The sequence below is a fragment of the uncultured Pseudoflavonifractor sp. genome (assembly GCF_944387805.1).
Taxonomy (GTDB): Bacteria; Bacillota; Clostridia; order Oscillospirales; family Oscillospiraceae; genus Pseudoflavonifractor.
Genome location: NZ_CALXGI010000077.1, coordinates 1 through 12,411 on the forward strand (window position 1 = coordinate 1; position 12,411 = coordinate 12,411).

Sequence of the window (12,411 nt, forward strand, 5' to 3'; positions counted from 1 at the left end):
CGGTACTTTTTATAACAGTAATGATACCGTTTTGAAGGTTTTCCGTCAAGGCACCAGACGTAAACAATGTGTGAATAATCCCTTGAAACCACAGGGGAAAGCGGTTATACTGGACAAAAACAGGAGGTGCCACGTGAAGCGAATCGACAAGGAGAACTACTATCTGGACATCGCCGAGACGGTGGCCGAGCGGTCCACCTGCCTGCGCCGGTGCTACGGCGCCATTATTGTCCGCAACGACGAGATCATCGCCACCGGCTACAACGGCGCCCCACGGGGCCGCCGCAACTGTGTGGATTTGAACTACTGTACCCGGGAGGCGCTGAAGATCCCCTCCGGCGAGCGGTATGAGCTGTGCCGCAGCGTCCACGCCGAGGCCAACGCCATCATCTCCGCTGCCCGCAGCGAGACCCTGGGGGCCACCCTCTATATGGCCTGCAAGAATCCCGCCACCGGCGCACTCATCGCCGGGTCTACCTCCTGCGCCATGTGCCGCCGGCTCATCATCAACGCCGGCATCCAGCGGGTGGTCATCCGGAACACCGAGACGGACTACTCCGTGGTCCACGTGGAGGACTGGGTGCGGGAGGACGACTCGCTTCCGCAGGAGACCTGCTCCTGCTGCGGAGACGGAAAAGAGTAAAGAATAAAAACCACCAGCCTCCGGGGCAGCGCCCGGCAGGCTGGTGGTTTTCTTATTTGGTGTAAAATTCCGCGCCTTCCGCGGCCAGCCGCTCCCGCCACAGGGCGGCCAGGGCCTCCAGGTCGGACCTGAACTGGGCGTCCGTCTGGTCCGCGCCCTTCTCCAGCTCCTCCAGCACGGTGAGGGAAAAAGACCCGGCGCCGTATTTGCTCCAGTCGGCGGCCAGCGGAAGAAAGGTGCAGGAGCCGGTGGCGGCGGAGAACTGAAACCGGTTGCGCAGGCCAGCCGGGTCGGAAACGGCGCTGAGCAGCACCCGGTTGTTCGCTGCGCATCGAATGGCGCACACGCCGCCCACCACGGTCCGCTCCCGCCAGGTGGACAGCAGCTCTTTTTGGTGTTCCGTCCTAGCCATGATATCCCAGCTCCCCTAAAATCCGTGCCAGCACGTTCATCCGCTCGCCCAGCAGCTCTCCGTCTCTGGCCAGCGCGTCCTGAAAGAGGCGGATATCCTCCTGAATGTGGTCGTTCTCCGTGCACACCGACACCGTCATGGCGTCTCCCTGAAGGCCCACCCGGTCGATCTCCGGCCGGTCAGGGTCGTAAAAATCCGGGTATTTGTAGCTCTCCTCCCGGAGATAGAGCTGGGCCCGGCAGATGAGAATGGCCAGGTCCAGCACCCGGTGGAGAGGCAGTTCCTCCGACTGGCGGGACCACTTCTCGCCGGTATACCGCCATACCTTGGCCGAGATGTCCACCCGTCCCCGGTCATTCCACTGGGCCAGCCCCAGAGACAGCCCCTTGGCGTCGGTCTGATAGGCGGACCGGCCGTCGATGTGATCATAGTCCTCCGCCACGATGACGGGCTTGTGCTTCAATGTGGTGGGAATTTGCATGATGGCCTCCCGTTTATTTAGTAAATTAGTAATTTAGTAAATTACAAATAAGAGGATAGCACGATACGGGCCGGACGTCAAGGAATATTTTTTCCCCAGTGAGGCAGACTAATGTGGAAAAAGGAGGCGCGGACAGGCTTATGGATATGACCAACAAGGAATACGGAGAATATGTGGAGAAAAAGGCGGCGGCGTCCCCCACGCCCAAAAATCTGGCCTGGGCCTTTGTCACCGGCGGGCTGATCTGCACCCTGGGGCAGGGACTGCTCAATCTCTACCAATTCATGGGCCTCAGTGAGAACAGGGCATCCATCGCTGTTTCTGTGACCCTGATTTTTCTGGCGGTGCTCTTCACCGGCCTGGGCTGGTTTGACAAGCTGGCCAAGCACGCCGGAGCGGGCACCCTGGTGCCCATCACCGGCTTTGCCAACGCTATGGCATCTCCGGCGCTGGAATTCCGCAGCGAGGGCCTCATCATGGGCGTGGGCGCCAAGCTGTTTGTCATTGCCGGGCCGGTGCTGGTGTACGGCATCAGCGCCAGCGTCCTCTATGGCCTGCTGCTGGCGCTGTTCACCGGGAGCTGAATATCTGTTTGACGCAGCACAGCCGCCCGCCGTCTATATAAGAGACGGCGGGCGGCTGTGCTGCGTCCGGAGAAAATTGACGGCGCCCGGCTGGGGATGATAAATTGTTTCCGATAAGAAGCGTCACATTTTTCCGCCAATTTCGTCTGAAGAGGTGAAAGGAAAGCACAGAGGGGGGATTCCTGTGGAGGACGCAGACATTGTGGCGCTGTACTGGCAGCGGGACCAGGGGGCTATCACGGCCTCGGACGAGAAGTACGGCACGCTCTGCCACAGCCTCTCCTTCAACATCCTCCAGACCCATGAGGATGCAGAGGAGTGCGTCAACGACACCTGGCACCGGGCCTGGGACACCATGCCGCCCCAGAAGCCCAACTCCCTGCGGGCCTACTTCTGCCGCATTGTCCGCAACCTGTCCATTGACCGGTGGCGGTCCAGATACAGCCAGAAGCGGGGAGAGGGGATGGGCAGCCTGGTGCTGGAGCTGGAGGAGTGCGTGCCGGCCGTGCCCAGCGCCGAGGAGCAGTGGGAGACGGAGGAGATCAGCGCCGCCGTGGAGCGGTGGCTGAGACAGCAAAAAGCTGAGGACCGGAGGCTGTTTGTGAGCCGGTACTTTTACGGCGCGGCGGTGCGGGACCTGGCCGCCGGGCTGGGCGGCTCCCCCAATGGCGCCGCTCAGCGGCTGCGCCGCCTGCGGCAGTCCCTCCGCCGGGCGCTGGAGCAGGAAGGAGTGACACTATGAGCAGAGAGAGCGAGCGGCTTCTGGAGGCCATGAACAGTCTGTCCGACACAACTTTGGAGGAAAATGTCCCTGTGACGGCGGGGAAAAAGCGCAGCTGGAAGAAGTGGGCGGCTCTGGCTGCCAGCCTGGCCGTGGTGGTGCTGGGGGTGGGCATCTTCACAGGATTCATCCCCCTGCTGGGGGGACGAGCGGGACAGAGCGGCTCGGGCAGCGGCGGCGCGTCGGTTTTTATGTCCTATGCCGGGCCGGTGTTCCCCCTGACTCTGCGGGAGGAAAATGCCGCCATTGAGGCGCAGCGGAACATTACTCTGGACTTTGCCCCCTGGGTGCCGGTGTGGATCTCCAACCAGGAGGAGGCAAATTCCTGCACCTGGCTGACCGAGGAGGAACGTCAGGAGGTGCTGGAGCTCCACAACGAGCATTTTCCGGAGGGAGGACGATACGAGAGCAGCACCGACATTCTGGTGACGGATTCCTACACCCTGACCAATACCTCGGCGGAGGACCAGCACCTGACCGTCCTCTACCCCTTTGTGTCCGGACTGGAAAATCTGGAAGAGAACCGGCCTGCCCTGGCAGCGGACGGGGCGGAGCTGGAGACCACCCTGCGGATGGGCACCTATGCGGGAGGCTTTGAAGGCGTGTGGGGCGCAGACGACCCGGAGGGCACCACGAACCTGGTCTATCCCCACAGCTGGACGGACTATCAGGCCCTGCTGTCCGACGGCAGCTACCTGGAAAATGCCCTGGGACCCGGCCCGGACGTGACCGGCGTGCCGGTCATTGTCTACAAGCTGACCAACCCATACAGTCCGGAGCGGGATGAGGAGGCCGGGATTACCAATCCCACCCTGCGGGTGACCTTCAGTCTGGACTATGACAGAACCACTATCCTGACCTACGGCTTCCACGGCGCGTCCTATGACCGGGAAGCGGGGGTTATGATGCAGGACTTTTCCATCCCGCAGCCGGGACAGCCTGACTACGGCAGCAAGGAATACTACCTCCTGGTGCTGGGAGCGGACGTGGAGAACATGACCATTCAGGGCTACGCCAACGGCAGCCTGGAGGAGGATGCCCCCAAGCTGGAGGGATGCGGGGCTACCGTGGAGCGGTACGAGAGCGATCTGGACACCATGCTCCGGCAGCTGCTGCCCCTCATCTGGGAGGAGGCAGGGCAGGAGGGCGCGGACTTTGAGATGTATTACCGGGCTTTTCTGGAGCAGCTGCTCGCCTACGGGGTGCTGTCCGACGAACCGGTGGAGCGGTACGACACCGGCTGGCTGGAGTTCATCGAGGGAGGCATGGTCCGGGTGTGCTGGCTGGAGGCTCAGGTCACGGTACCCGCCGGAGAAACGGTCAGCCTGACCGCATCCATGACCAAGGCGGGCAGCTACGATTTCGACTGCACCGGGACAGACAACGTGGGCGTGTGCGGCTACGACCTGGTGACCAGGCTGGGTTCCAATCTGGCCTGCTCCGCTCAGACCGCCACCCTGGAAGACCGGGGACAGATTGAAATTGTCCGTCAGAACTTCGGATTTGACCTGGAGCAGGGGACTGCCACCGTCACTCTGGACCCGGCGGAGGAGCACTACTACCTGGAGGTACGGGCTTCCGGAGCGGGAAAACAGCAGTAAACACAGGGTCCTGCCGCCGTGTTGGCAGCAGGGCCCTGTCCCTATGGAGAGAATAAAAAAGATTGAAGATTTTCACAAAAAGTACTTGACAAAAACGGGGTATAGTCGTACAATATAGCCAGAAAGAAAGAGGTGAGTCCGATGGGCTGAAAGGCTCAGGAAACCGAGAAAACCGGTTCTTTCCCAGCGAATGAATTCATTCTCCATTCGCCACGCGTGACAGATTCCAGGAACCCAGCGAAAAACAGCCATGAGTTAGTTCCAGACAGCACTCACATGTGTGAGACAGCACACGGTAGCCTCGAGCGAAGTATTGCATAAGACGGAGCCAGATGTGCAACAAGTGTTTTGGGTAACTGCGCAGAGACATGTTTTCCAGGATCCAGGATTCTTAACGTAAAAAATCTGAAGAAAGCAAGAGGTTAATCAGTTGGTAGAGATTCAGAATCATCAGTAGCCCCCCGGTCACGCTGGATGGCCGGGGGGTTGTTGTTTTGTCATGCTGTTTTGGACGGCGCAGATGTGCCGGGACCGCGGATATTTACGGAAGAAGAATTTTACGCTATAATCACAGAGAAAGCGGAGCGGTGCTCTGCGCTGAGGGGGCGAGAGGACATGGAAGAGATGCTGAGAACTGCGATTGTGGAGGATGAGGATGCAGCTGCCCGGGATTTGGAGGAATGCCTGAAGCGGTACTGCGAGACGCGTGGGATCTCCTGTTCCACAGAGCGGTTCCGGGACGGAAAGACCTTCCTGGAGCAGTATAGCCCCCGGTATGACCTGATTTTTATGGATATCCGCATGCCCAAGGTGGACGGTATGGCCGCCGCCCAGCGGCTGCGGGAGCTGGACCGTGTGACCGCCCTGGTCTTTGTCACCAGCATGGTGCAGTATGCCGTAAAGGGCTACGAGGTGGAGGCCCTGGACTTTATCGTCAAGCCGGTGCGCTACTCCTCCTTTGAGATGAAGATGCGCCGGATTCTCCAGGCGGTGGACCTGAAAAAGGGACGGGAGGTACTGCTGAATGTGGGCGGCACGGTGCGGGTGCTCACCTCCTCATCCATTTACTACGTGGAGGTCATGGACCACGACCTCACCTACCACACCAGCCAGGGGGACGTCACCGTCCGGGGCAAGCTGAGCGCGGTGGAGCAGCAGCTGCCCAAGGAGGTCTTTTTCCGGTGCATCACCTCCTATCTCATCAACCTTCAGCACGTCCGGCAGCTGACGGGGGACACCGTGCTGGTTGGCGACCGGGAGCTTCGGGTGAGCCGGGGCAAGAAAAAGGAGCTCATGGCGGCCCTGGCCGCCTGTCTGGGCAGGGGAGTGTAGCAGAATGACAGGCCTGGACCTCTATAAGCTGCTGTTTATGGCCCAGCTGCTCTTCGGCGAGGGCATGTTTCTCTTCCGGCTGGAGCGCAGGCCCCGCTTCGGCCTGCGGCTGGCCGCCGCTGTTGCGGCGATGTTCCTGGTGACGGCCCTGTTCCCCATTCTGGAGTACAACGCCTGGTATGTCTCCCTCCTGTTCCTGGCCCTCTTCCTGTGCACCCTGCTGGCCATGCACTGGTGCTACGACGAGCCCTGGGGCAACATCCTCTTCTGCGGCATCGCCGGGTACACGGTGCAGCATCTGGCCTATCTGACCTATACCTTTATCATGGAAGGAACCCAGATGGAGCTGCTCTTCGGCGCCACCTATGACCCATACAGCAGCAGTACCGTCAGCCTGGGGCAGGTCCCGCTGCTCCAGATGGTCTTTTATATCGACTGTTACTTTCTGGTGTATGCCTTCGCCTTCGGCATCTTTGATAATCTCCTGAAGAAAAATCACAACCTGTATCTGGGCCGCACCAGTCTGGTGGGGCTGAGCGGCCTGCTCATCGCAGCCGACGTGATTTTCAACATGATTACCAACTACTACACCACCGGCTCTCGGGCCTCCCTGCTGCTGGAGCGAAGCTACAATATCCTCATCTGCGGCCTGATCCTGGCCCTGCTCTACAATCAGCTCTCCAGCCGGGCCCTCCGGGACGAGCTGGATGAGGTGCAGCACCTGCTGGAACAGGGGAAGCGGCAGTATGAGATTTCCCGCAGGAGCATGGACCTCATCAATATGAAGTACCACGACCTGCGCCACCAGAGCGAGCGGCTCAGCCGCCGGGGCGCTCTGGCCCTGGAGGAAAAGGCGGAGCTGGACCAGGTGCTGGCCGGGTACGCCGACCAGGCCAAGACGGGCAACGAGGTGCTGGACACCATTCTGACCGAGAAAAATGTGCTCTGCCGCAGCCGGGGCATCCGCCTGAGCTCCATGGCGGATGGGCGGGGGCTGGATTTTATCAAGGCCCACCACCTCTATGCCCTGCTGGGCAACGCCATCGACAACGCTATGGAGGCGGTGCAGAACCTGCCTGAGGAGGAGCGGGATATCATCCTGGCGGTAAAGCGGACGGGCAATCTGGTGAGCATCCATGTGGAGAACCGCTGCGCCGGGCCGGTGGCCATGCGGGGCGGTCTGCCCGTCACCACCAAGGGAGACCGGGACTACCACGGATTCGGCATGCTGAGCATGCGCACCGTGGCCGAGCAGTACGGCGGCACCCTTACCGTCCGGGTGGAGGACGGGGTGTTTCTGCTGGATGTGGTCATGGCCGATGATCCGGAGGAACGGAAGGCGGAATAACCAACTGCGTCGCCTTTTGTGCAAACGGCGGCAAATCTCTTCCCATGCAGGGAAAATATTTGTATCATGCTCATGACGAAAGCAAAGTGCACCGGGCGCCGGGCCCGGGCACGGCGCGCCCGGCGTCATGAGCATTGATTTTTCTCCGCCCGGCCAGGCGGAGGGACATGCGTCAGGAAGAGAGGAGAAAAGATCCATGAAGGCAGGAAAAATTGTACGCACCAGCGTGGGCGGCGTGCTCATCGCCCTGACCCTAGCTATTGCCGTGGTCGCCAACATCATGCTTCCGCGCTATGACAGCGTCATCAGCGGCTATCTGAACGGCGTGGGTGGCGTGACAATCAAGCAGCCCGACACCTACACAGAAGAGCTGGATCTGGACTATAACAAGGCGGACTACACGGCGGAAGAGATGGCTGAGATCGAGCGGTCCCTCGACGAGGAGATCATGGGCGAGGGCGCTGTGCTGCTGAAGAACGAGGATAACCTGATGCCGTTCAGCCAGGACACCACCTTCAGCTTCTTCGGGCGGTCGTCGGTGAATCTGGTCAGCAACAACTGGTATAACCCCATGCCGAAGAATACACTGAAGATTGCCTTTGAAGACCGCGGCTTTGGTGTGAACGAGACGCTGTGGAACTTCTACAGCTCCGGCAATGGCAGTAGCTACGGCCTAGGCGGAGGCTCCCTCGGCTTTGGCGATGATGAGGATTTCTCCATCAACGAGTGCCCTCTGAGCGTGCTGAAGAGCGAGACTGGGCTGCTGGAGAGCACCCAGGGCACTGTGCCTGTGTTCGTCTGGGCCCGCAAGGTGGGCGAAGGCCGCGACCTGCCCCGTTCCATGTACAACCACGCCGACAACCCCGAGGATCAGGCCAAGAGCTACCTGGAGCCCGACAGCACCGAGCTGGAGCTCCTGACCTACCTCAACGAGAATTTCGACAACGTAGTCCTGCTGATCAACTCCGCCGCCGGCCTGGAGTTGGGCTGGGTGGATCAGTTCGAGAACATCAGATCCATTATCTATGTGCCTCCTACGGGGGACTACGGCCTGTTCGGTCTGGCGGATATCTTCTCCGGAGCAGTTAACCCCTCCGGTCATACAGTGGACACCTTTGCCTCTGATGTTATGGCCTCCCCTGCCATTCAGAACTACGGAGACTACCAGTATATGGATGAGAACGGCCAGATGACCAAGTACAACTACATTACCTATAAAGAGGGAATCTACGTCGGCTACCGGTACTACGAGACCCGGTATGAGGACGTGGTCATGGGCACCGGCAATGCCGGCGACTACGACTACGCCGACCAGGTGGTCTATCCCTTTGGCTACGGCCTGAGCTACACCACCTTCCAGTGGGATAACTTCGCCGCCTCCTGGGAAGGCGACACCTGCACCGTCACCGTGGACGTGACCAACACCGGCTCCGTGGCCGGCAAGGACGTGGTCCAGGTCTATGTCCAGTCCCCCTACACCGACTACGACAAGGCCAACAACGTGGAGAAGTCCGCCGTGCAGCTGGTGGGCTTCGGCAAGACCGAGGAGCTCCAGCCCGGTCAGACCGGCACCGTGACCGTCACCTTTGACAAGGAGCAGCTCAAGTCCTACGACTATACCACCGCCAAGACCTACATTCTGGACGCCGGCGACTACTATATCACCGCCGCCGCCAACGCCCACGCCGCTGTGAACAACGTCCTGGCCGCCAAGGGCTATACCACCGCCGACGGCATGACCGCTGAGGGCGATGCCTCCTTCACCGACATATACACCGTGGCCCGGATGGATGTGGATACCTACTCCGTGGACTCCACCACCGGTGTGGCCATCACCAACCAGTTTGACTTTGCCGACAGCGGCTGCACCTATCTCACCCGCAGCGACTGGCAGGGCACCTGGCCCACCCACGACGGCGAGGTGAGCAGCCAGATCTCCACCTGGGGCAATGAGATCAACGGCAGCGACGGCGTGTCCTATACCTACGTCAAGACCATCAGCGACGAGGGCCTGGCCAAGCTGGACTCCTTTGACTCCCAGAACCCCACTGACCCTGCCACCATTACCGACACCCCGGTCTACGGCGCGGGCAATGACCTGAACCTGATCGAACTGCGGGGCAAGGACTACGACGACCCCCTGTGGGAGAAGCTGTTGGACAATCTGACCCCCGAAGAGTATCAGCAGATCATCACCCAGTCGGGCTATGGAAACGGGGAAATTGAGAGCATCGGCAAGCCCTTCGCCCTGGATCAGGACGCGGTCTCCGGCCTGGCCGGCGGCGGTACGAAGATGTATTACTGCAGTCCCATCGTCATGGCCCAGACTTGGAACCAGCCCCTGGCCGAGCGCTATGGTGAGATGATTGGCAACGAAGCACTGATGGGCGGCTGCACGGGCTGGTACGCTCCCGCCATGAATATCCACCGCACCCCCTTCTCCGGCCGCAACAACGAGTACTACTCTGAGGATCCTGTCCTCTCCGGCGTGATGGCTGCATCTACCAGCCGGGGCGCCGCCAGCAAGGGCGTGTACACCTTTATCAAGCACTTTGCCGTCAACGACCAGGAGAACCACCGGGGTGATCGTGAGGGCCAGTTCAGCATGGCGACATGGCTTAACGAGCAGTCTATCCGCGAGATCTACCTGTTGCCCTTTGAGATGTGCGTAAAGAACGAACCCGTGACCCTCAACTACGTGGAGGAGGACGGCAACGGCGGCTATGTGAACGCCAGCCGGGACTATCCCGCTGTCACCGCCCTGATGACCTCCTTCAACCGCCTGGGCTACACCTGGGCCGGCGGCAGCTACAACCTGCTGACCAACGTCCTCCGGGGCGAGTGGGGCTTCCACGGCTTTGTCATCACAGACAACGCCAATACCGGCGTATTCATGGACGCCTATCAGATGTTGGAGGCCGGCGGCGACGCCAAACTGACCAACGAGCCCACCGGAGCACGCTGGACCTTTGACAAGGACAATCCGGCTCAGTATCACTACGCCCGTCAGGCCCTCCACAACATCCTCTACACGGTAGCCAACTCAAAACTGATGAACGGCCTGATGCCTGGATCGGAGTATGTCAACCTGCTGTCCATCGCACAGAAGATCCTGATCAGCATTGACATCGCCGCCGCGGTCATTATCCTGGCCCTGGCCTACTTCATCTTCCGGGGCTTCAAGCCCACCAGGAAGAAGGCCGCCAAGCTGGCCGCCAAGGCTGAGGCAAAGGCCGGAAACACCGGCGAAAAGAAATAAAAGCGTAAAAAATCCGGGGCGCGGAATGTTCCGCGCCCCGGATTTTTGCACCCCTTACAGCAGGGTCAGGCCGTTGATATCCAGCTTGAAGGTCAGACCGAAAAACTCCGCCGCCTTGCGGCACAGGAGCATCCGGTCCAGAAAAATTTCAAAGTAGTCCATCACCGCGCATACCTCTGTGTTGATGGACAGGGTGAGGGTGACGGTCTTTGCGGCGGTGTCCAGGGTTAGATCCGACTTTTCAACAGCGTAATTGACCCGGTCGTGGATGTCAAAGCTGATGGTGTCCCTGTTGCGCACCCGGCTGCGCCGCACGTCAGTCTTATCCGCCAGAAGCAGGGCGGCGGCGATGGCGTTGACAGGAAAGGCGGTCTTGTCGTCATGGTAGCCGATGGCGGTAATGACCGCCGCCACGTCCGCCGGGTCCATGCCCATCTTGTCCAGAATGCGGAAGGCCATGGTGGCGCCGCTGATGGCGTGGTCGTGGCGGTTGACCACATTGCCGATATCGTGCATGAAGCCTGCAATTTTGGCCAGCTCAATCTGCCGGGCGTCATAGCCCAGGTCCCGCAGCAGTCCGCTGGCAGTCTCGGCGCACTTGGTCACATGGGCAAAGGAGTGCTCCGTAAAACCCAGGGCAATCAGGGAGGCGTCTGCCTGGGTGATATAGGTGCGGATTTCCGGGCTGTTCTTTACATCCTCATAGGTGATTTTCATAGGAATTCCTCTCTAACAGTATTTCAGGAGAAAGTGCGCGCCGCCTTCAGCGCACATTGGCCAGATCATACGGTGTGGTCTGGTACACGTAGTAATTGAGCCAGTTGGTATACAGCAGCTGTCCGGCGCTGCGCCAGCGGACCACGGGAGGCTTTTCCGGATTGTCGCCGGGGAAGTAGTGCTCCGGCACTGCAATATCCAGCCCCTTGTTCCGATCTCGCCAGTACTCCTTGGCCAGCGTGTCCGTGTCGTACTCCGGGTGCCCCATTACAAAGAACTGGCGGCTGTCCTGCGTTTTCACTGCATAAACCCCGGCCTCATTGGAGTAGGCAATCAGCTCCAGCTCAGGTACCTTTAGAATATCCGCTTTCCACACCTCAGTATACCGGGAATTGGGGGCGTAGAAAATATCATCAAAACCGCGGAAAAGGGGAGAACTGGGTTTAAGGACCGTGGTTTCATAGACACCAAAGAGTTTCTTGGGCAGGGAACGCTTCTCAATGCCGTGGTGATAGTATAGCCCGGCCTGCGCACCCCAACAGATATGCAATGTGGAGTGGACGTGAGTCTTGCTCCACTCCATGATTTCACACAGCTCCTCCCAGTAGTCTACCTGCTGAAACTCCATGTTCTCCACCGGCGCTCCAGTGATAATCATCCCGTCGAACCGGCGGTCCTTTACTTTTTCAAACGTGGTGTAAAAGGACTCCAGATGGTCGCTGTCCGTGTTCCGGGAGCGATAGCTGGAAGTCCGCAGCAGCTCTACCTGGATTTGAAGGGGCGTGTTGGACAGCTTGCGCAGCAACTGGGTTTCAGTGACAATCTTGGTGGGCATCAGATTGAGAATCAACACGTTTAGCGGCCGGATATCCTGGTGTATAGCCCGGTATTCTGTCATGACAAAGATATTTTCACCCTCCAGCACCGCGCGGGCCGGGAGAGAATCTGGGATTTTAATGGGCATATGAGCCACCTCCTGGAAATCGTCCGCATACCTCTTATATTATAATAGCTGGAAAGTCTCTGTGCAACCGCCAAAAAAGGAAGAAAGTCCACAATATGAGGACAGATGCGCGCCGCAAAAATAAAACAGAAAAAAGAGAAGAAAAGTGTTGACAAGAGGGGGAAGGGGTGGTAATATAGACAAGCTCTCCGCGAGAGGGCAGCTGAGCAAAGGAGTACAGCGTTTTGGGCGCGCCTGACGGCTGACGACAAAATGAAAAAAGTACTTGACAAGCGAAGCAAAAGATGGT

General features: G+C 59.4%; 11 protein-coding genes. 7 read left to right on the forward strand and 4 right to left on the reverse strand.

The features are described from left to right. Nucleotides 1–133: 133 nt before the first annotated feature. Nucleotides 134–643: a deaminase gene (locus tag Q0K06_RS12775; RefSeq protein WP_294553219.1), complete on the forward strand. Its 510-nt coding sequence runs from the start codon at nucleotides 134–136 to the stop codon at nucleotides 641–643. Between the two features lie 52 nt (nucleotides 644–695). On the opposite strand, the gene Q0K06_RS12780 is transcribed toward Q0K06_RS12775, so the two are convergent. Together Q0K06_RS12780 and Q0K06_RS12785 are read right to left on the reverse strand one after the other, a co-directional pair. After that, nucleotides 696–1,055, reverse strand: a complete 360-nt coding sequence (locus Q0K06_RS12780) for a GIY-YIG nuclease family protein (RefSeq protein WP_294553221.1) — start codon at nucleotides 1,053–1,055, stop codon at nucleotides 696–698. Further along, the gene (locus Q0K06_RS12785; RefSeq protein ID WP_294553223.1) at nucleotides 1,048–1,536 is read right to left on the reverse strand and encodes a DUF6530 family protein; all 489 of its coding nucleotides are present in this window, start codon (nucleotides 1,534–1,536) and stop codon (nucleotides 1,048–1,050) included. The genes Q0K06_RS12780 and Q0K06_RS12785 overlap by 8 nt, the downstream gene beginning before the upstream one ends. A gap of 140 nt (nucleotides 1,537–1,676) precedes the next feature. On the opposite strand from Q0K06_RS12785, the gene spoVAC reads away from it, so the two are divergent. The 6 genes from spoVAC to Q0K06_RS12815 all read left to right on the forward strand — a co-directional run bounded on the left by spoVAC (nucleotide 1,677) and on the right by Q0K06_RS12815 (nucleotide 10,441). Continuing rightward, a complete protein-coding gene (gene spoVAC, locus Q0K06_RS12790; RefSeq protein ID WP_294553225.1) occupies nucleotides 1,677–2,120 on the forward strand; it encodes a stage V sporulation protein AC in 444 nt (147 codons plus the stop codon). A 184-nt stretch (nucleotides 2,121–2,304) separates the two neighbouring features. Then, a complete protein-coding gene (locus Q0K06_RS12795; protein ID WP_294553226.1) occupies nucleotides 2,305–2,862 on the forward strand; it encodes a sigma-70 family RNA polymerase sigma factor in 558 nt (185 codons plus the stop codon). Then, nucleotides 2,859–4,502 carry a hypothetical protein gene (locus Q0K06_RS12800; protein WP_294553228.1) on the forward strand — a complete coding sequence of 548 codons (1,644 nt, stop codon included), beginning with the start codon at nucleotides 2,859–2,861 and terminating at the stop codon, nucleotides 4,500–4,502. The genes Q0K06_RS12795 and Q0K06_RS12800 overlap by 4 nt, the downstream gene beginning before the upstream one ends. A gap of 615 nt (nucleotides 4,503–5,117) precedes the next feature. After that, the gene (locus Q0K06_RS12805) at nucleotides 5,118–5,834 is read left to right on the forward strand and encodes a LytTR family DNA-binding domain-containing protein (protein ID WP_294553230.1); all 717 of its coding nucleotides are present in this window, start codon (nucleotides 5,118–5,120) and stop codon (nucleotides 5,832–5,834) included. 4 nt (nucleotides 5,835–5,838) lie between these two features. Further along, on the forward strand, nucleotides 5,839–7,182 hold the full coding sequence (locus Q0K06_RS12810) for a GHKL domain-containing protein (RefSeq protein WP_294553232.1): 1,344 nt from the start codon (nucleotides 5,839–5,841) through the stop codon (nucleotides 7,180–7,182). Between the two features lie 196 nt (nucleotides 7,183–7,378). Then, nucleotides 7,379–10,441: a glycoside hydrolase family 3 N-terminal domain-containing protein gene (locus tag Q0K06_RS12815; RefSeq protein WP_294553234.1), complete on the forward strand. Its 3,063-nt coding sequence runs from the start codon at nucleotides 7,379–7,381 to the stop codon at nucleotides 10,439–10,441. A 54-nt stretch (nucleotides 10,442–10,495) separates the two neighbouring features. Here the strand turns inward: Q0K06_RS12815 and Q0K06_RS12820 are convergent, their stop codons facing one another. Further along, nucleotides 10,496–11,158 (reverse strand): HD domain-containing protein, encoded by a 663-nt coding sequence (locus tag Q0K06_RS12820; protein ID WP_294553236.1) that lies wholly within the window; start codon nucleotides 11,156–11,158, stop codon nucleotides 10,496–10,498. Nucleotides 11,159–11,204: 46 nt separating this feature from the next. After that, the gene (gene metA, locus Q0K06_RS12825) at nucleotides 11,205–12,122 is read right to left on the reverse strand and encodes a homoserine O-succinyltransferase (protein ID WP_294553238.1); all 918 of its coding nucleotides are present in this window, start codon (nucleotides 12,120–12,122) and stop codon (nucleotides 11,205–11,207) included. Nucleotides 12,123–12,411 lie beyond the last annotated feature (289 nt).

Coding starts and splice junctions, on each gene's coding strand:
- Q0K06_RS12780 (WP_294553221.1), bottom strand. CDS start 1,055: ATGGCTAGGACGGAACACCAAAAAGAGCTGCTGTCCACCTGGCGGGAG.
- Q0K06_RS12785 (WP_294553223.1), bottom strand. CDS start 1,536: ATGCAAATTCCCACCACATTGAAGCACAAGCCCGTCATCGTGGCGGAG.
- spoVAC (WP_294553225.1), top strand. CDS start 1,677: ATGGATATGACCAACAAGGAATACGGAGAATATGTGGAGAAAAAGGCG.
- Q0K06_RS12800 (WP_294553228.1), top strand. CDS start 2,859: ATGAGCAGAGAGAGCGAGCGGCTTCTGGAGGCCATGAACAGTCTGTCC.
- Q0K06_RS12805 (WP_294553230.1), top strand. CDS start 5,118: ATGGAAGAGATGCTGAGAACTGCGATTGTGGAGGATGAGGATGCAGCT.
- Q0K06_RS12810 (WP_294553232.1), top strand. CDS start 5,839: ATGACAGGCCTGGACCTCTATAAGCTGCTGTTTATGGCCCAGCTGCTC.
- Q0K06_RS12815 (WP_294553234.1), top strand. CDS start 7,379: ATGAAGGCAGGAAAAATTGTACGCACCAGCGTGGGCGGCGTGCTCATC.
- Q0K06_RS12820 (WP_294553236.1), bottom strand. CDS start 11,158: ATGAAAATCACCTATGAGGATGTAAAGAACAGCCCGGAAATCCGCACC.
- metA (WP_294553238.1), bottom strand. CDS start 12,122: ATGCCCATTAAAATCCCAGATTCTCTCCCGGCCCGCGCGGTGCTGGAG.